We start from the raw sequence: 18849 nt of genomic DNA on the forward strand, positions 1-18849 counted from the left end.
GAGGACATTCTGTTGGAAACGCTCACCTACGCGCTGCTGCTGCTCGGCGCATTGGCCGGCGGCTTCGTCTCGGGCCTGGCCGGGTTCGGCACGGCGCTGATGGCGCTCGGCATCTGGCTCTACGTACTGCCGCCCTCGCTCGCAGTGCCGCTGGTGCTGATCTGCTCGGTGATCGCGCAGACCTCGACCTTGCCCTCGATGTGGAAGATCTTCGACCTCTCGCTGGTCTGGCCGTTCCTGATCGGCGGTCTGATCGGCGTACCGATCGGCACCATGCTGATCGCCTCGGCCGATCCAAAAGTGTTCAAGCTGAGCGTCGGCATTTTAATTCTGATGTTCTCGAGCGCGCTCTATCTGAACAAGAGGCCGCTCGCGATCAAATTCGGCGGCCGCCTCGCCGACGGCGCGATCGGCTTTGCCGGCGGTATTCTTGGCGGCCTCGCCGGGTTGTCCGGGCCGCTGCCGATCCTGTGGGCTAACATCCGCGGCTGGAACAAGCATGAGCGGCGCGGCATCTTTCAGCTCTTCAATTTCACGGTTCTCGCGACAGCACTGGTGCTGCAGACCGCATCGGGTCTCGTCGAGATCAAAGTGGTCTGGCTCGCGCTGGTCGCGTTTCCGGGCACCCTGATCGGCGCCTGGGCCGGCGCCCGCGTCTATCACGCCCTCAACGACAAGCATTTCGGCGATGTCGTGCTCGGCCTGTTGTTCCTGTCTGGCCTGACCCTGGTCTGGAACAGTCTCGGCGCGCTCTAGAGAGCGATGCGATCAGGATGAATCGTCATCGCGCTTTAGGTTGTTGTTTAAGCATGATCTTCTCGGAAAGCCGCTGCGCACTTTTCCGGATCATGCTCTAGCTCTCGCGCCCTCTTCGCGAGCGCCATGCCGCCGGCGACACCGACGCCGAGGACGTAGACCCAGCCCGGCGTGAAGTCGAACAAATGCGTGTTGAGCAGCGAGGTCAACATGTTCTGCACCACGACCAGCAGGCCGATCCAAGAGGCCAGGCCCTCGGCGCGAAACAGCGAGAGATGCGCAAACCAGAGCGCGTAGAGGATCAGGACACCGACGATTCCCCACTGCACGGCCACGCTGAGGGTCTGATTGTGTGGGTTGCTGACGATCTCGCCACGCAGCGGATCGATCTTCGCATCGGCGGCCACGCTTGCGAACAGGCCGCGGATCGAGCCGGTGCCGTGACCGACCAGCGGTGCATCGGCGATGAAGCGAAGGGACTTCCGCCAATATTCCAGACGTGAACCCATGCCGCTGACCTGACTGTCCTGCACGCTCGTCTGATAGTCGGCCTGAAATTTCGCAACCGTCGTCCGCAGATGCGGCGACACGCCGAAGAGCAGCACCGCCGACAGCGCCATCGCGCCGGCGGCAAGCAGCGCCGCACGCAGGCGCAGATACAGCAACGCGAACAGCACCACCAGGATCGGCAGCGTCACCAGCGCCGTGCGCGACACCACGACGAAGATCATGTTGGCGAGGAATCCGATCGCGAGCGTCGCGAACAGCGCCGCGATGCCGACGCGGCGTTGCCGCAGCAGCGCCACGATCGGATAGACCAGCGCGAGCACACAGAGCGCGAACTCCTGGCTCTGGTCGATATAGTTGCGCACCGCGATCCCGCTTTCGACCTTGTAGGGCCCGCGCGACAGATAGAGCTTCAGCGAGAGTGCGGGGTCGATTGCGACGGCGAAGGAATAGAGCATCAACCCCGTGCAGGACGCCAGGAAGGCGAAAAACACCCAATGGCCGTACGGCCAACGCTCGAACTGGTAGATCATGAGCGGAATGACCAGCAGCTTCGCCGCCGGCCCGATCGCGTGGATTCGCTCCGGCCATGGCGCATCCGACCAGAGCGTGCCCACGGCGGCGAGCGCGACCAGCGCGATGGGCAGCAGGCAGATCGGGCGAAGCAGCGAACGCGGAAACGCGCGCAGATCGACAAACGCGAAGGCGATCAGCCAGGGTATGAGCGCGAAGGTCAGCCCGGTCGTGGTCCACGGCAGCAGCAGAGCGATCAGCGCGACGAAGCGGGCCGGCGTGCGATAGCGCGCCGCCCAGATCGCGGCGAGCCATGACGCCGCCCGCGGCTCGTTCGTCACTCCGGTCATTGGCCCTTCTGCAGCCCACCATCCACCCCGCCCGGCAAGTTAGCCGGAGCAGCCAGGATGGAACAAGCCACCGTTACGCAGGCTCGCGGGCGAGAGGCGCAATGGGCTCGGCGCTCTCCTGCTCTGGGTCCTTCTCCTTCGGCGCCGAAATCAGGCGCTTCCTGAACTCGCGGCGCAGCAACCACAGGCTCAAGCCCGCCTGCAATATTGTCGCCGCGACCGACAAATACCAGACATACTCCATGCGAAAGCCCGGCCGCGTCGACAGCCAGATCGCCGGCAGTGAGTAGGTGAACACGCGCGTCGCCGAGCTCAAGAGCACCGGCCTGGTGTTGCCAAGGGCCTGGAACATGCTCGAGCAGGTGAAGATCAGCCCCTGTGCGACCATGTTGAGCGAGATGATCCGCAGGAACAGATAGGCGATGTCCATGGTCTCGCGGTCGTTCGAGAATCCGGCGAGCAGCAGCTCCGGCTTCACTTGCGCAAGGGTCATGAAGCCGGTCATCACGATCGTGACGATCAAGGCGGCCTTGAGGAAAGTTTCCCGCACGCGCGCAGCGTTGGCTGCGCCGACGTTCTGGCCGGCGATCGGCCCGGCCGCCAGCCCGACCGCAAGCGCCGGCATGTTGATCAGGCCGAGCACGCGCTGCCCGATGCCGAAGCCGGCCTGCGCCGCCGCGCCGAAATCGCGCAGCACGTAATAGACCACCGCCATGAAGATGAACATCATCGCGAACTCGCCGCCGGCCGGCAGGCCGACATTGAGAATGCGCTTCAAATGGTGCGGCTGCGGGCGCCACTGCGCCGGATTGAAGGCGACATAGCGCTCGACCTTGCGGAAATACGCCAGCAGCACCAGCACGCCGATGGCGACCGCGATCGAGCTCGCCAGCCCCGCACCGACGACCCCGAGCGCATGGCCGGTACCCCAGCCCGTGATCAGGACCGGCGCCAGCGCGATATTGATGGCCACAGCAAACGCCTGCACCAGCATGGTGGGACGCACGATACCGGTCGCGCGCAGCGCAGCCCCCATGACTTGGGTGGCGAACTGCAGCGCGAGCGCCGGCATGAACCACAGCAGGTAAGTGGTCCCGGCCTCGATCGTGGCCTGGTCCGCTGCGATCGAGCGCATGTAGGCGCGCGACAGCGCGGCACCTGCGAGCAGGGTCAACAGTCCGAACAGCACCGACAGCACGATCGCCTGGTTGAAGATCAGGTTCGCATCCGACCGGTCCTTGCGTCCCACGGCATGCGCGATCAGTGCCCCAGCGCCGACACCGAGCACCTGCATCAGCCCGTTGACGAGAAAGCCAGCATTGCCGGCCGCGGCGACGCCCGCCACGGCGGCATCGCCCAGGCCCGACACGAAGTACAGATCGACCAGTTGGCAGACCATGATCGATATCATGCCGGCCATGATCGGAGGTGCCATGGCCAGGATGTGTCTCACGATGGAGCCGTTGGTCAGGTCTTTCATCTCATTCCATCCTTGACGCATTCCTTGGCGGCGCGACTGCGGGACTTTCGTCCCGCAGTCGCGCGCCTCACTCCGCTGCAGCGATATGCCCGAGCTCCACCACCTGGCGCTCGAACAAGCCGCGATAAATGCCGCCGGGTCTGGCCGCGAGCGTGGCGTGGGTGCCCTGCTCGACGATCTCGCCGCGGTCGAACACCAGGATGCGATCGAGGCTCCTCACCGTCGACAGCCGGTGCGCGATCACGATCGAGGTGCGGCCCTTCATCAGCCGCTCCATCGCCTCCTGGATCAGCGCCTCCGATTCCGAATCCAGGCTCGAGGTCGCCTCGTCCAGGATCAGCACCGGCGCATCCGCCAGGAACGCGCGCGCCAGCGCCACGCGCTGCCGCTCACCGCCCGACAGCTTCACGCCGCGCTCGCCGACCAGCGTGCCGTAGCCCTTCGGCAGGCGCAGGATGAAGTCGTGCGCATTCGCAAGCCGCGCCGCCTGCTCGATCGCCTCGAGGCTGGCGCCGGGCCGGCCATAGGCGATGTTCTCGGCGAGCGAGCGGTGAAACAGGATCGGGTCCTGCTGCACGATCGCGATCTGGCTGCGCAGCGATTGCTGTGTGGCCAATGCGATGTCCTGCCCGTCGATCAGCACACGGCCGCCGGTGACGTCGTAGAGCCGCTGCACCAGCTTGACGAAGGTGGTCTTGCCGGAGCCGGAGCGTCCGACGAGGCCGACACGTTCACCGCCCCGGATCGTCACCGACAACCCGTCATAGAGCGGCGCGCGATGGCCGCCATAGTGGAACGTCACGTCGTCGAACACGATCGCGCCGCCCTCGATCGCGATCGGCCGCGCACCGGCCGCATCGGCGATGCCGATGGGCTCGGCATGGATCGCAACCAGTTCGTCCATGTCGTTGACCGAGCGCTGGAGGTTGTTGATGTGCATGCCGACGTCACGCAAATAGGCGTGGATGATGTAGTAGCTGGTCAGCACATAAGTCACGTCGCCAGGCGAGGCATGTCCCGACATCCACAACAGCACCGCGCCGCCGATCACGGACGTGCGGAGGCAGAGCAGCAGCGACAGCTGCGCCATGGACGTGTAGTTGTAGCGCAGCCAGGTCCGCCGCACCCGCACGCGCCATCGGTTGATGACGCGGCCGAGCCGCGTATCCTCGCGCGCTTCCGCGCCAAACGACTTCACCACCGCGTTGCACGTCAGGGCATCCGCAAGCGTGCCGCCGACCTTGGTGTCCCAGGCATTGGAGACTCGGGCGGCCGGCGCGATGTAGCGCGTCGAGAACACGACGGTGATGGTGACGTAGAAGAACGCGCCGACCGCGATCACCACGCCGAGCGAGGCCCAGTGCATCCCGATCAGGACCATCGAGCCGATCAACACCAGCAGCGAGGGCGCTAGCGCCATCAGGATGGTGTCGTTGAGCAGGTCGAGCGCCCACATGCCGCGCGTGATCTTGCGCACGGTCGAGCCCGCGAAGGAGTTAGCGTGCCAGTCCGTGGAGAAGCGCTGCACACGGGTGAAGGCCTCCTGTGCGACGTCCGACATGGTCTTGAGCGTGAACGGCACGATCGCCTGCAGGCCGGCCAGCCGCAGCACCACGGAGGCCGCGCCCAGCCCCACGATGGCGCCGAAGGCAACCAGAGCGGCATGCCGCGCATCGGGATCCGACGGGCCGCGCGTCAGCGCATCGACCAGCCGGCCCGAGAAGACCGGCATGAACAGGTCGGCGATGGTCGCACCCAGCAGGCCGCCGGCCACGATGAGCCCCCGTCCCGGCTGCTTCAGCCAGTGCCGGAACACGAAGGGCAGCACCAGGCGGATCGCCGCGGGCTTTTTTGACAGAGCGGTCATGACATCATCCGGCCGCCTTTGGCGCGGGCCGGCTCCATCGATGGACGCAGGCCGGCCGCGAGGGCCGAGACGGCGTCACTTAAGGTTGGCTTTGACTTGGGAAAGAAAGCGATCGGGACGCTTGGTCGGAAACTTGGCCCAATCGAAACTGGCGGAGGAGGCCTCTAACAGGCCGCGTACATACCGAACCAGAACATCATCGAGCGCGGGCGTACGATCTGCGAATGCGACGAAATCATGCAAATCTCTCCCCGGTTCGAGCGAATGAGGTGCGCTTTATAGATGTGTCGTTCGCGACTTGCAACGGGGCTCGCGCGAGATCACGGATGAGTGTTGCAATTTGGTGCGCGCGGCCTTGGTGCGCTCCACAGCCGCCCCGCCCTCCGCCGTCATGCTCCGCGAAAGCGGGGCATCCAGTACGCCGCGGCGGATGTGGTGAAGAGCGAGTTCACCAACGCCGGCCTCTGGAATACTGAATCGTCCGGTCAAGCCGGACGATGACACCGCGTGTGTGGCGGGCTCAATGCGCGTCGCCGCCCCCGGTCAGTGGGGCCGGCTTGCTCAGCAGCGTCACCAGCAGGGTGAGGCCGAGATAGAACAGCGTCAGCACGAAGAAGGCATCGCCGAAGCTCATCACGACGGCCTGGCGGTGCACGAGCTGGGAGAGCTGCTTCATCGCCATCAACGTGGAATCGCCGAGGCCCTGGAACTTCTGCATGAACATGGTCAGGGTTTCGCTCGCGGTCGCATTGCCCCAGGTCACGCGCTCCTGGAGGCGAGTGATGTGCAAATCGGTGCGGTCGTTGAGCACGGTGTTGATGACGGCGAGGCCCACGGCGCCGCCGAGATTGCGCATCAGGTTGAACAGACCCGAAGCGTTCTTCACCCTATCAGGCGCCAGCGTGCCGAGCGCGATGTTGTTGGTGGGCACCATCGCGAACATCATGCCGATGCCGCGCAGGATCTGCGGCACCAGCAGCTCGTAGAAATCGTAGTCGCGCGTGATCCATGTCATCTGGTAGGAGCCGATCGCGAACACGACGAGGCCGAATGCGATCATGTAGCGCATGTCGACTTTCACCATGAGGCGGCCGACCAGCGGCGCGACCAGGAACATGGTGATCCCCGAGACGAACATGGTCTCGCCGATCATCAGCGCGCTGTAGCCGCGCACTTCGGCGAGATAGCGCGGATAGATGTAGGTCAGGCCGTAGAGGCCGATGCCGATGCAGAACTGCAGCACGCAGCCGATCGCGAAATTGCGGTTGGAGAAGGTGCGCAGGTTGACGATCGGCTCGGCCGCCGTGAAGACGCGCCAGAAGAAGGCGATCGCCGAGATCGCGCAGATCCAGGCGCAGATCGCGACCGAGGTATCCTGCATCCATTCATATTGCGGCCCCTCCTCCAGCACATATTCCAGCGTGCCGAGGAAGCCCGCCATGAACAACAGACCCCACCAGTCGAAGCGGTCGAGCAGCTCGAAATGCGGCTCGTCGAAATCGACCAGCGCCAGCACGCCCAGGGTGATGCCGATGCCGGGCACGACGTTGATGAAGAACAGCCAGTTCCACGACATCAGATCGGTGATGTAGCCGCCGACCGTCGGTCCGATGGTCGGCGCCAGCGTCGCGACCAGCCCGATGATGGGGCCGACGATGTGGAATTTGGAGCGCGGAAAAACGGTATAGGCCGAGGCGAACACCGTCGGGATCATGCCGGCGCCGAGAAAGCCCTGCAGCGCGCGCCAGAGGATCATCTCCTCGATGGTTGTGGCGAAGCCGCAGAGCAGGCTCGAGGCGGTGAAGCCAGCCGCAGAGATCGCGAACAACAGCCGCGTGCCGAAGGCGCGCGACAGGAATCCGGACAGCGGGATCGCAATGACCTCCGCAATCAGATAGGCGGTCTGGACCCAGGAGACCTCGCTGGAGCTCGCTGACAATCCGGCCTGGATTTCGCTCAGGGAGGCCGAGACGATCTGGATGTCCAGGATCGACATGAACATCCCGAACACCATGATGATGAAAGCGAACAGCCGCTTCGGCGCGATGCGCTCCGAAGCGGCGTCCGCCATCATGGCGGGTGAAGCGGTGGTGGCGTTGGCCATGGTCTGACCTCGCAGCGCTGAGGCTGTGGCTACTGCGGGTGGATCGCGGTGGGATCGTCGAGGTCGACCTCGCTGTCGGCGTCGGCCGCGCCCTTGTTGGTGTCGACGGTCGCATAGACCGACATGCCGGCACGGAGCAGGTTCTGCTTCGCTACCGACTTTGGCACGCGAATGCGGACCGGCACGCGCTGCACGATCTTGGTGAAGTTGCCGGTGGCGTTGTCGGGCGGCAGCAGCGTGAACACCGAGCCCGCGCCCGCCGCGATGCTGTCGACGACACCGGAGAACTTGCGCATGCCGTAGGCATCGACCTTGATCGTCACCGACTGGCCGGGACGGATGCGCTTGAGCTGCGTTTCCTTGAAATTGGCGTCGATATAGACGGCGTCCAGCGGCACGATGTTGCCGAGGCGCTGGCCGACCGCAACGAAGTCGCCCGCGTTGACCAGGCGATTGGAGAACGTACCGTCGACCGGCGCGCGCACCGCGGTGAAGCTGAGATCGCGCTCGGCCTTGGCGAGCGTGGTCTTGAGCTCGGCGAGCTGGGCCTGCGCTTCGGCCTGCTGCGCCTTGGCGACGTCGACATTGCTGATTGCAACGTCGTAGGCGGCCTGCGCGGCCTTGACTGCGGCGGCGCCCTGGTCGCGTCCGGCTTCCGAGCTCTCGAAGGTGGCGCGCGAGGCAAACCCCTTGTTGCTCAGGGCCTGCTGGCGCTCATAGTCGAGATCGGCGCGCTTGAGGCCCGCTTCAGCCGAGACGAGTTGCGCCTTGGCCTGCGCCACCTGGCTGTCGAGCGCGGCGACCTGGCGGCCGATGCGATCGATGGTGGCCTGCTGGGTCGCGATCCTGGTCGCGGCGGCATCGACCGCGATCTTGTAATCACCGTCGTCGATGCGGAAGACAATGTCGCCTGCTTTCACGGTCGTGTTGTCGCCGGCAAGGATCGAGGCGATGTGGCCGGAGACGCGCGCGCCCAGCATGGTGTTGTTGGCGCGGACATAGGCGTCATCGGTGGAGATGTAGAAGCGGCCAACCAGCGTGTAGTAGCCGGCATAGCTCGCGGCCGCGAGCGCCAGCACGAGGCCGACGCCCATCAGGACGAACTTGCGCTTGCCGGATTTGGGAGCGCCGGCGGCGGGTGCCTCCGGCGCTGGCGCGGCCGGCTTGTCGGTCACGGGCTTCTCCGGCGCCTCGGCGGTGCGGCGCCTGGCTTCCTCGGCCACGTGAGAGCGCAATTGCTCGGCAAGGGGTGCAGCGTTCTCGATCGCAGCATCACCGTCCGCGTGCTCCTCCACCGTTTCCTGGCGAAGGACGCGCGCAGCCTGGTCTCTCGATACGGCCATAAAGGCCTCCCCAAAAAAGCGCGATCAAAGAGACAGCCGGCGTGCGGACTGTTCCCTCTCGCTAATCCAAATACCATTGACCGAACGGTTCGGTCAATATACATAATAATCCCGGCCGGACCCTACTGACGAGAATCCTTTATTCGGGTTTCATGGCCGCAGACCCGACTCAAAAACCTGCCGAGACCCTGAACCAATGGTTGTAGCCGGCCGCGATCATCTGCACGTCATCCAGGAGGAGGACGGCTCCAAGCGTCGCCAGATCCTGGACGGCGCCCGCAAAGTGTTCATGGATCTCGGCTTCGACGGCGCCAGCATGGGCGAGATCGCGCGCGCCGCGCAGGTCTCCAAGGGCACCCTCTACGTCTACTTCGCCGACAAAAGCGCGCTGTTCGAAGCCATCCTCGAGCAGGAGGCGCTCCAGTTCGGCCAGGTCGTGTTCAATTTCGATCCGGCGCGCGATGCCGAGACCACGCTGAAGGAGTTCGGCCGGGCCTACATCCATCTGCTCTGCCGGCCCGGCGGCGGATCGGCGATCCGCACCGTGATGGCGATCGCCGAGCGCATGCCCGATGTCGGCCGCCGCTATTATGCGCGGGTGCTGGACAAGTCGATCAACCGCCTCTCCGACTATCTCAAAGCCCATGTCGCCTCGGGCCATCTCAAGATCGACGATTGCAACCTTGCCGCCTCCCAGTTCATGGAGCTGTGCAAGGCGTCCCTCTTTCTGCCCTTCGTGTTCCAGGCCGCGCCCGCGCCGTCGGAACAGCGCATGACCGAGGTCGTCGACAGTGCGACGCGGATGTTTATGGCGGCATACAAGGCGAAGTAGCTGCGCGTTGCGCAGGCCCGTCAGGCGGCACTATATTTGCGGTCATGTCCCGTGATCTTCGCCCGCCCGTCGATATCCTCCATTACGAGATCGTTCAGGAACAGGCCTCGGCGCTTGGACGGATGGGCCGCACACTCGAACAGGCGCTAACCCGCTTGCGCGAGTTCGACGCCGCCCACGCGCTCTCGGAGCTGCCGGCCTCGATGCAACCGGCCAGGCGCAAGCTGGTGATGGAAGCCGGTCAGGCGCTCTGGATGTTCGTGGTGCAGCGTGAGGCGACCGGCCTGCGCGACAGCCGCCATATCATGCGCACCTACAATGTCCCGGGCGAGGTGCAGCTCTGCATGGGGTTGGTCCCCGCACCGGCGAAGCGGACGTAGATCGTAGCCCGCGTGAGTGCAGCGACATGCGGGACCATTATCCCCGGATATCGCGGAGCCTGTCATCGGGCGGCGCTTCGCGCCGACCCGTTGGCTCATCCGGGCGACAAGAGCAGCTGCGTCCGTCTAATCGTCGGTGTAATCGTCTTCCTCGCGCTTGTGCCCCGTGCTCTTGCGCACACCGAGCGAGCCGGTCACGGAAGGCTCGCGCGCATTCGCGTACGGCCTGCGCGACTGCGCGCGCGAGGCCACCTCTTCACCGGAGACGGCGGCGGGCTGACAGATCAGGCGGCGGCTGGCACGGCGCATCAGATCGACGTGGATGTGATCGTAGTGATAGACGTTCGACCCCGGCGCGAGCACGGTGGTGAAATGCGCGCAAGCGCCCGACTGTACGTCGCGCAAAAATCCCTGCTCCTCCGGCATGCCGCGCCAGCCGTCCTTCACGGTGACGCGGCGGCCGTCGGCGAGCACGAAGGCGGCAATGTCGAGCGCGTTGCCGAAGGCGTGTTCGGAGATGTGAGAATGCGGATTGCCGTTCATGCCGCGGCAGGAATAGGCGGAGATCTGCTTGATCTCGGCGACGCGGACGCCGAACCAGCGCATCGCCGAAGGCTGCACGGTGTCGGCGAGCCAGCGGTCGAGCTCGGACACGATCGGACAGGCGAGCGTCGCGGTCGGCTTGATCGCGACCGGACCGACGGCCGTGACGGGATTGCCCTGCGCCGGGCCAAGGCGCGGCGGCGGCTGCTGCGCCGGCGCCTGCGAGTAAGGTGCCGGCCGCGCCGGATAGCTCGGCGAATTCATGTAGCGCGCCGCGCCCGCGGCATCGGTGCCGTCGGGCGGCAGGTCGATCTCGTCCTCCTGCGCCGCCACGCCGGGCGCGTTCAGTGACACCGGCCCGCTTGAGCTGCCATAGCCGGAGGGTTGGCGCACCGCGCTTTCGGGATAGTTCGATCGTTGCGGATAGGACGATGCCGGATAGTTCTGGCTCTGCGGCGTAGTCGACCGCGGCTGCGTCACCGGCCAGCGCGGTTGGCCGCCGATGCTGCCCGGCGGGCGCAGTTCCTCGTCGGCAAAGCCGTAGCTGCTCGAGGCTTCGCCGATGGCGGCGACCTTGAGCGGAAACTCGGCGCCGCACATGCCGGGCCCGGAGATCGGGTCGATGCGGACGAGATCCGGCCCCTCTTTCACCGCGCCCGATTTCAGGCATGCGGCTTCGGCCTCGGCTCGCCACGGTTCGCGTTCGGCCTGGAAGAAGCCGCGTCCGCAACCCGCTAGCGAAACAAGGACGATGGAGCCGACGAGATACAAACGAACTCCGCGCGTCATGCACGCACGTTCGGTGAATTTACTTAAAGACTCTTCAACACGTTGATTTCAGAGTTCTTTAACCATACGGGCCCGGAGCCGGCAGGCTGAGCGACAGCAAGCCTGACTTTTTCGCAAGGAGACTCTCTGTTAACCATGATGCCTGCGCGCAAAGCGGCGCGCATGGAGGGAGCGACCTCATGACGTTCGCCGGGAGACTGAGCGTTGTCGCCGCATACCTCGCCATGGCCTTCGTCGGCGCCATCGTGCTCGGCATGATTTAGCGGCTTATCGCTCCGATACACGCTCTTCGTCCCTTCTCCCGCAAGGGGAGAGGGGGAGAAAAACTACGACCGCGCGCTCCATTGCCGCGACGTCGTGAGCATTTGCTCTCGCGGCGCCTCGATCCGCGTCCAGTCGTTGCCGGAGCACCAGAAGCGGCCGAGCGCGCAGGCTTCGACGTGGAGCCGGCCGGAGCTCTTCAGCGTCATGGTCGCGTAATAGGTGTTGCCGCTGGAGCGGCTGTAGATGTTGCCGGTCCAGACGTCGTGCGACTTCGGCTTCATGTTGACGAGCACGCTCTCGCCGCGGCTCGACGCCTCCGTCAGCGCGTAACCGCACAGTGCGGGGCCACAGCGTTCGATGCGAACCGTGCCCTTGGCGCCGGGGCTCTCCCATTCGCCCAGTGGCATATAAGCCGGCTCATCGTCGCTGCGCTGTGCGACCGTTGCGGTCTGCTTGATCTCGGGACTTGGGAAGGGCGGCGGCTCCATGCGCGGCGGATCGAGCGTAACGATCTTCGGCGGATCCATTCGCGGCGGGTCGATCCGTGGCGGATTGAGGCTCGGCGTGACGAGTGTCGGCGCCTCGACCCTTGGCGGCGGCAGGACAACGGGCTGCGACGTCGTCGCGGTGACGACAGGGCCGGTCGGCGCCGGTGGCGGCACGACGATGGTTGCTTGCGCCGGTCGGACGGGAGCTGCGGGATAGGCCGGCTGCAGCGGTGCGACCGCAGGCGGCGCGGCTGATGTCGTGTCGACATCGTCTGTCGATCGAAGGCTGCGGCTGGAGACCGACACACAAGAGGCCGACCGGCAATTGCGCGGCGACTCGACATGGAACCGGTGACCGCCGATCGAGAAGGAATAGGAACCGGCCACGGCCGCGGGCGTGATCGCCATCAGTGCGATCAAGGTGCCAAGCGAAGTCGCAAGCCGTTTCATCCACACCTCCTTGAGTGCCGCCGCGAGCTTACACAGAGGCGGCACGGCTGAATGTGCGCTGCCTCACCCAGACGGCGCGGCACCGTTGTGACCCCCATCACAGAACGCCCCGGCCAGTCCGGCGTAGGGTCGAACCACGCTTCATCCACCAGCGACTTCAGTCCATCGGGACCACGCCATTTTCGGAGGCTGTCATGAACAAGCTCACCATCGTCGCCACCGCGCTCTTTCTGGCGTCGACCGCCGCCGCCCATGCCGGCGGCAACACGATCTCGTTCCAGATCGAAGGCCAGCACATCCGCATCGAGACGCCGCGCAACTGCGCCTCGCTCAACTGCGTGACCATCGTGGCACCGGGCCTGTCGGACAAGCCGATCAAGCTGAACAACATCAACCTGAAGGGCCTTGGCGGCTCCAAGGACGATGACGACACCACGCCAAGCACGGCGACTGCGCAGCCCGCGCCGGCTCCGGTGCAGCAGCAGCCGGTGCAGCAGGCGCCGGCGCAGGCGACCGCGCCGGCCGCGCCCGCGGTCACGGCTCCCGCCGCTCCGGCCGCGACGGCTGCTGCCGCGCCGTCGGTCGGCTTTGACGCCAATACGCAGCAGGCGCCCGTCGCGGCTCCTGCTCCCGCGCCGGTCGCGGTTGCTCCGGCGCCTGTGGTGGTTGCCAACACGCCGATCGGCGTCTGGGCCACCGAAGAGAACAAGGGCAATGTCCGCGTCGAGCAGTGCGGCGCCAATCTCTGCGGCTATGCCGAAAAGACCAATGCGCGCATCCTGATCAACATGAAGCCAGAGGGCTCGAAGTGGAGCGGCCGCATCCACGATCCCGACTCCGGCCGCAATTACGACTCGACCATCGCGATGAAGGGTCCGAATGCGATGCGCGTGCAGGGTTGCGCCTTCGGCGGCATGTTCTGCGGCGGCCAGACCTGGAAGCGCGTGAGCTGACATTATCTCCGTCATCCCGGGCGATGCGAAGCATCGACCCGGGATCTCGCGCGACAGCCTCACTCTATCCCCTCACCCTGAGGAGCCTGCATAGCAGGCGCCTCGAAGGGCGAGGCCTGGATCGACAGCGGGGCCTGCATGGTTCGAGACGCGCGCAAAGGGGCGCGCTCCTCACCATGAGGGGAGAGAGCTCCGTTTTTATGTTCGGCCCTCCTCCTACCACACACGTTCATCCGCCATTCAGGTCCCCCCGGCTGATATCAACCGATCTCGCCTCGCGTTCTCACCGGGACTTCCTCGTGACATCAATGCTGGCCTGGCGCCGCTTCGTGTTCGCGCTCGTGCTGCCGGCATTGCCGCTGGCAGGCGCGAGCGTTGCGATCGCATCCGATGCGATCGAAGTCGCCCAGGCCCAGCCACAAGCGCAGCCGGCGCCAGCGCCCTCCCCAACGCCATCGGCTTCACCGACACCGGCCGCGGACGCACAACCCGCCGCCGTCGAGCCGATCGGCAACGTTGCGACCGTCACGGGCATCGCGACCGTGATCCGCGACAAGAATTCCTATCCGCTGCGCGTGCGCGACGACATCTATCTCAACGACGTGGTGCAGACCTCGTCGAACTCCACGGTCGGCATCACTTTCGACGACGCCACCACGTTCAATCTTTCAGCCAGCTCGAAGATCACCATCGACAATTACGTCTATGAGGACGGCGGCAGGCAGAACTCAGGGATATTCGACGTCGGAAAGGGCACAGTGGCCTTCGTTGCAGCTGCGGTGGCGAAGACCGGTAACATGAAAATCACGACGCCGACCGCGACGCTCGGCATCCGCGGCACCACCGGCGTCGTCGAGGTGCCTGAAGGCGCGGCAGCGAGCAGCGCGCGCAACGTCAACATCAAGCTCTATCCCGACGCCGACGGCCGCGTCGGCCACATCGACGTCGACGACCGCACCAGCGGCACGCGGCTCGGCGCGCTGACGCAAGGCGCGAGCGGCTTTGCGATCCGGCCCGGCGCGGCCACTGCCGGAATCATGCGCTTCGCCGCGGTGCCGATCACGATTCCCGCGCAACAGATCGCACGCGACCGCGGTTTCGTCGGCCAGGTGCATCTGGCGCAAACCACGGGCCGCCAGATCGTCACCGAGCAGCGTGACTTCCGCCGCGCCAATCCGACCGCGCTCAGCCGCATTCCGCGGCCGGCCCAGGCGCCGCAGCAACAACAATTGCGGCCGACGACCGCACCTGGCCAACAGTTGCAGCGGCCGAACGGCCAGCCCGGTCAGAACAACCGTCCGGGTCAGCAGCAGCCGGGCACGCCGGGCCGGCAAGGAACGCAGCAGCCGCAGCGGCAAGGACAACAAGGACAAGGCGGCGCCGTGCAACCAGGCACGCCGCGTGCGGGCCAGGGGCAACTGCCGCGAGGACAACAGCAACAAGGCCAGCCGCAGCGCGGCGAGCAGCAAGGCGCAGGGCGTCCAACGCGCCCTGGACAAGCCACCCCGCCGAACGCCACGCCGCAAACACAGCCGCAGCGTGGTGGGCAAATTCAACCCGGAGGAGTCGTGCCGTCACAGCCGGGCGGGACTCATCCGCAGCCGCAACTGCCGCGCACCGGCATGCAGCCGGCCCAGCCGCCCGCAGTCCAACCGCCGGGCATGCAGCGACCCGGCGGCTTCCAGCAGCGCCTCCCTGCCGCGCAACGCCCCGTAGCGCCGCGCAGACCGGCGCCGGCTCCGAAGGAGAAGGAGCGGCGGTAAATTTCGGCGTGCATGAGCGCGCTCGGTGCGCTCCCTCGCCCCGCACTTGCGGGGAGAGGGTTGGGGTGAGGGGCTGCTTTCGCAGAAATAGTGGCAGTGAGACTCGCGGAGAGTCCCCCTCACCCGGATTGCATCTACGATGCAATCCGACCTCTCCCCGCAAGCGGGGCGAGGTGAAGACAACTCACGCCTCGCCGCGCAGCCAGGCCTTCACCTTCTGCAGGAGACCATGCCGCAGCTCCTCGACGGATGCGGCTTCGGCCGGCGTCAGCGTCTGCAGCGTTGCATCGATATCGTCGGCCGCGAGCGGCGGCGTCGGCTGGGGCGCGGGCGGCGACGCCAGCCCCGCTGCCGCAAGCGCGATCGGGCCGATCTGGGTCAGAAAGGCGCGCTCATATTCGCGCGACAGGCGCGCAAGCGCGTCGTCCAGCGGCAGCCAGTCGACCGCCTTGATGTCGTTCATCAGCTTGCGGACCGGACCGCCCTCAGCTTCCATGCGCCAGAAATGCACGACCTTGGAACGCCCGCCGGACTGATAGACGAGCGTGCCCAGGAATTCGTGGATGGCGACGTCGTGTCCCGTTTCCTCGAGCACCTCGCGGTGCGCGGCCTGTTTCGGCGTTTCGCCGTCGTCGAGCTTTCCCTTGGGCAAAACCCATTCGTTGCGCTTGCGCTGGCGCACGACCGCGATCAGCGGCACAGCTCCACGCCGCAGCACAATACCACCCGCCGCCATGACCGGCGCTCGCGCCATCACTCACATCCGTGTCGATCTATGCATCCCCGCAGGACGATATAGGCGTCGGACGCGGCGGATTGAAGGCTATCCTCTCCTCAACAGCGCCTGACCGGCGCGAATGCGCGTGCCCTCGGCGATGCCGTCGCAGAAGGTGAAATCGCCGGGCGCGAGGATGATGATGGTCGAGCCGTGCTCGAACCAGCCGAGCTCCTCGCCCTTGGCCACGTTGACGTCGCAGGGGAAATTGACCGGGCCGCGGGTCTGCGCGTTCAGCACCATGTCGAGGAAGTGCAGGCGGATGCTCGCGACCAGGATCGCGGCAACCGGCACCAGCGTCACGGCCTCGCCGGTCGCTAGACGCGTCCGGATCACGGCGCGCTCGTTCTTGCAGAACAGACGCTCGACCCGCTTCAAGGCGATCGGGTTGACGTTCCAGACATCGCCGTGGATCAGCGTGACGCGCTCGATATGCGCGTCATAGGGTGCATGGAAGCGGTGATACATGCTCGAGGTCAGCCGCAGCGTGACGAAGGAGCCGTTGCGGTGCTGGTCGACCAGCGCGGAATCGCCGAGCAGGTCGAGCAGCGAATAGGGCGCGCCCTTGACCTGAAACAGCTCGGTGTCGGCGATCTTCCCGTGGGCACCGACGATGCCGTCGGAGGGGCTGGCGACAATGGAGGGGTCGGGATCAAAAGGCCGCAGGCCCGGCTTGAGCTCCCGGGTGAAGCAGTCGTGCAGGCTCTTGAAATGAGTCTTGCGCGCCTCCGACAGATCGAGGTCGGAGAACAGCTTCCACAGAGCGATCGAGAAGTCCCGCACAAGCGGATTCTCGATCTTGGAGAACCAGCCCATGAAGCGGGTTAGCGCGGCGCGGGGGATGCGGTTGGTCAACAGGAAGTTGAGGTCTTCCTGCTGGGTGAAAGAGGCGATGAGGGCTTTGACTGTCATGAATCTGTCAGCTCACAGTATTAGCGCTTGTTGTCATGGAAACGACACTCCCGATTCTCTCGATGTCCGTGGCCGCCGCAGCGTCTGCTGCCGCCGTCCTCCCGAAGCTCAAGGCGCGGGTCGAACTGTCCCGCGCCAAGCACCGGTCGCTCGCCGGGCACTCCAAGATGTCGCGCCGGGTGGCAAAGCTGCTCCCGTTCTACGAATTCGAGGGCGACAAATATTTCGGCTGCGACGGCGCGCCTGATAACGTGGTGGCGCAGCGTAAGGACGCCTTCTTCCGCCTCGCCAAGCTTTACGCCGAGCGCTACCCCAGGGGTCGCGCGATGACGAAGGAAGCGGCGGAAACCATCTCCGACCTGAACTTCACCGAGAGCTACCGCGTGCCGTTCCAGTTCTCGCGTCTCGTCCGCGAGCATCTGGGCACCTCGACCTTCATGGAGTCCTCGAGCGGCGTCACCGTCACGGACGTCGACGGCAACACCTCCTACGACCTCACGGGCTCCTACGGCGTCAACATCTTCGGCAACGACTTCTACAAGGAGTGCATCGAGGGCGCCGAGAAGCGGGCGCATGCACTCGGCCCCGTGCTCGGCCCCTACCATCCCGTCATCCTCGAGAACGTGCAGCGGCTCCGCCAGATCTCCGGCCTCGACGAAGTCTCGTTCCACATGTCCGGCACCGAGGCCGTGATGCAGGCGGTGCGGCTGGCGCGCTACCACACCAAGCGCACGCATCTGGTTCGTTTCGCCGGCGCCTATCACGGCTGGTGGGGCGACGTGCAGCCCGGCGTCGGCAACCCGATTCCGGCGCACGAGACCTACACCCTCACCGAGATGTCGGAGAAGACGCTGCACGTCCTGCGCACGCGCAAGGACATCGCCTGCGTGCTGGTCAACCCGCTGCAGGGCCTGCATCCCAACGCCAACGCGCCCGGCGATTCCTCGCTGGTCGACTCGTCTCGCGGCGGCAATTTCGACCGCGCGGCCTACACTGAATGGCTCGCGAGGCTGCGCGAGGTCTGCACCGAGCGCGGCATCGTGCTGATCTTCGACGAGGTCTTCGTCGGCTTCCGTCTCGCCGCCGGCGGTGCCCAGGAATATTTCGGCGTGCGCGCCGACATGGTGACCTACGGCAAGAGCCTCGCCGGCGGCCTGCCGGTCGGCGTGGTCTGCGGCAAGAAGGAATTGATGCGCCGCTTCCGCGACGACCGCCCCGCCGACGTCTGCTTCGCCCGCGGCACCTTCAACTCGCATCCGTACGTCATGACGGCGATGGACGAGTTTTTGATCCGCCTCGCCTCCCCGAATTTCCGCGCCATCTATGACGGGCTGGATGCGACCTGGAACGGCCGCGCGCAGATACTCAACCAGATGATGACCGACGCCGGCCTGCCAGTACGGTTCGCCAACTTCTCGTCGATCTGGACGGTGAAATACACCACCCCGTCCCGCTACAACTGGATGCTGCAATATTACCTGCGCGCCGAAGGCCTGTCCTTGAGCTGGGTCGGCACCGGCCGGCTGATCTTCAGCCTGAACTACACCGACGCCGACTTCAGCAAAGTCGCCGAGCGCTTCGTCCGCGCCGCCGGGAAGATGAAGGCCGACGGCTTCTGGTGGCACGATGGCGTGCTCACCAACAAGAACATCAAGCGGCAGATCTTGAAAGAGATGCTGGCCAAGCGCTTCGGGCGCTGAGGCCGGCACTCCGACCACATTCACCGTCATTCCGGGGCGAGGTCTCTCCTCTCCCTCTCCCCGCCTGCGGGGAGAGGGTT

General features: G+C 65.7%; 15 protein-coding genes. 6 read left to right on the top strand and 9 right to left on the bottom strand.

The annotated features are described in order from the left end of the window. The first annotated feature begins 12 nt into the window (after positions 1-12). Positions 13-756, top strand: a complete 744-nt coding sequence (locus XH81_RS32865; RefSeq protein ID WP_028145545.1) for a sulfite exporter TauE/SafE family protein — start codon at positions 13-15, stop codon at positions 754-756. Between the two features lie 47 nt (positions 757-803). Here the strand turns inward: XH81_RS32865 and XH81_RS32870 are convergent, their stop codons facing one another. The 5 genes from XH81_RS32870 to XH81_RS32890 form a co-directional block, all read right to left on the bottom strand. Continuing rightward, positions 804-2126: an O-antigen ligase family protein gene (locus tag XH81_RS32870; protein ID WP_271596757.1), complete on the bottom strand. Its 1323-nt coding sequence runs from the start codon at positions 2124-2126 to the stop codon at positions 804-806. Positions 2127-2199: 73 nt separating this feature from the next. Then, complete coding sequence (locus XH81_RS32875) at positions 2200-3606, bottom strand: MATE family efflux transporter (protein ID WP_028145546.1); 1407 nt, start codon at positions 3604-3606, stop codon at positions 2200-2202. Positions 3607-3673: 67 nt separating this feature from the next. Further along, positions 3674-5473 carry an ABC transporter ATP-binding protein gene (locus XH81_RS32880; RefSeq protein ID WP_028145547.1) on the bottom strand — a complete coding sequence of 600 codons (1800 nt, stop codon included), beginning with the start codon at positions 5471-5473 and terminating at the stop codon, positions 3674-3676. A 520-nt stretch (positions 5474-5993) separates the two neighbouring features. Next, positions 5994-7577: a DHA2 family efflux MFS transporter permease subunit gene (locus tag XH81_RS32885; protein WP_028145548.1), complete on the bottom strand. Its 1584-nt coding sequence runs from the start codon at positions 7575-7577 to the stop codon at positions 5994-5996. Positions 7578-7606: 29 nt separating this feature from the next. Beyond that, entirely contained in the window at positions 7607-8920 is a 1314-nt protein-coding gene (locus XH81_RS32890) for an HlyD family secretion protein (protein WP_028145549.1), read from the bottom strand. A gap of 196 nt (positions 8921-9116) precedes the next feature. On the opposite strand from XH81_RS32890, the gene XH81_RS32895 reads away from it, so the two are divergent. Further along, a complete protein-coding gene (locus XH81_RS32895; RefSeq protein ID WP_028145550.1) occupies positions 9117-9752 on the top strand; it encodes a TetR/AcrR family transcriptional regulator in 636 nt (211 codons plus the stop codon). A 44-nt stretch (positions 9753-9796) separates the two neighbouring features. Then, entirely contained in the window at positions 9797-10132 is a 336-nt protein-coding gene (locus XH81_RS32900) for a DUF6665 family protein (protein WP_038947698.1), read from the top strand. Between the two features lie 126 nt (positions 10133-10258). On the opposite strand, the gene XH81_RS32905 is transcribed toward XH81_RS32900, so the two are convergent. Both XH81_RS32905 and XH81_RS32910 read right to left on the bottom strand, forming a co-directional pair. Then, a complete protein-coding gene (locus tag XH81_RS32905) occupies positions 10259-11464 on the bottom strand; it encodes an extensin family protein (protein ID WP_028145551.1) in 1206 nt (401 codons plus the stop codon). A gap of 326 nt (positions 11465-11790) precedes the next feature. Beyond that, complete coding sequence (locus XH81_RS32910) at positions 11791-12666, bottom strand: DUF2147 domain-containing protein (RefSeq protein WP_028145552.1); 876 nt, start codon at positions 12664-12666, stop codon at positions 11791-11793. Positions 12667-12860: 194 nt separating this feature from the next. Between XH81_RS32910 and XH81_RS32915 the strand changes: the two genes are divergently transcribed. Together XH81_RS32915 and XH81_RS32920 are read left to right on the top strand one after the other, a co-directional pair. Continuing rightward, positions 12861-13619 carry a DUF2147 domain-containing protein gene (locus tag XH81_RS32915; RefSeq protein WP_271596758.1) on the top strand — a complete coding sequence of 253 codons (759 nt, stop codon included), beginning with the start codon at positions 12861-12863 and terminating at the stop codon, positions 13617-13619. 308 nt (positions 13620-13927) lie between these two features. Further along, positions 13928-15382, top strand: a complete 1455-nt coding sequence (locus XH81_RS32920; RefSeq protein ID WP_271596787.1) for a FecR domain-containing protein — start codon at positions 13928-13930, stop codon at positions 15380-15382. 184 nt (positions 15383-15566) lie between these two features. On the opposite strand, the gene XH81_RS32925 is transcribed toward XH81_RS32920, so the two are convergent. Then, positions 15567-16136, bottom strand: coding sequence for an NUDIX hydrolase (locus tag XH81_RS32925; protein ID WP_038947705.1), 570 nt, complete (start codon positions 16134-16136; stop codon positions 15567-15569). A gap of 69 nt (positions 16137-16205) precedes the next feature. Next, a complete protein-coding gene (gene asd, locus XH81_RS32930) occupies positions 16206-17069 on the bottom strand; it encodes an archaetidylserine decarboxylase (RefSeq protein ID WP_028145556.1) in 864 nt (287 codons plus the stop codon). Between the two features lie 35 nt (positions 17070-17104). On the opposite strand from asd, the gene XH81_RS32935 reads away from it, so the two are divergent. Beyond that, positions 17105-18769: an aminotransferase class III-fold pyridoxal phosphate-dependent enzyme gene (locus XH81_RS32935; RefSeq protein WP_271596759.1), complete on the top strand. Its 1665-nt coding sequence runs from the start codon at positions 17105-17107 to the stop codon at positions 18767-18769. Positions 18770-18849 lie beyond the last annotated feature (80 nt).

It is taken from the genome of Bradyrhizobium sp. CCBAU 25360, from assembly GCF_028128695.1.
Lineage (GTDB): Bacteria > Pseudomonadota > Alphaproteobacteria > Rhizobiales > Xanthobacteraceae > Bradyrhizobium > Bradyrhizobium ottawaense.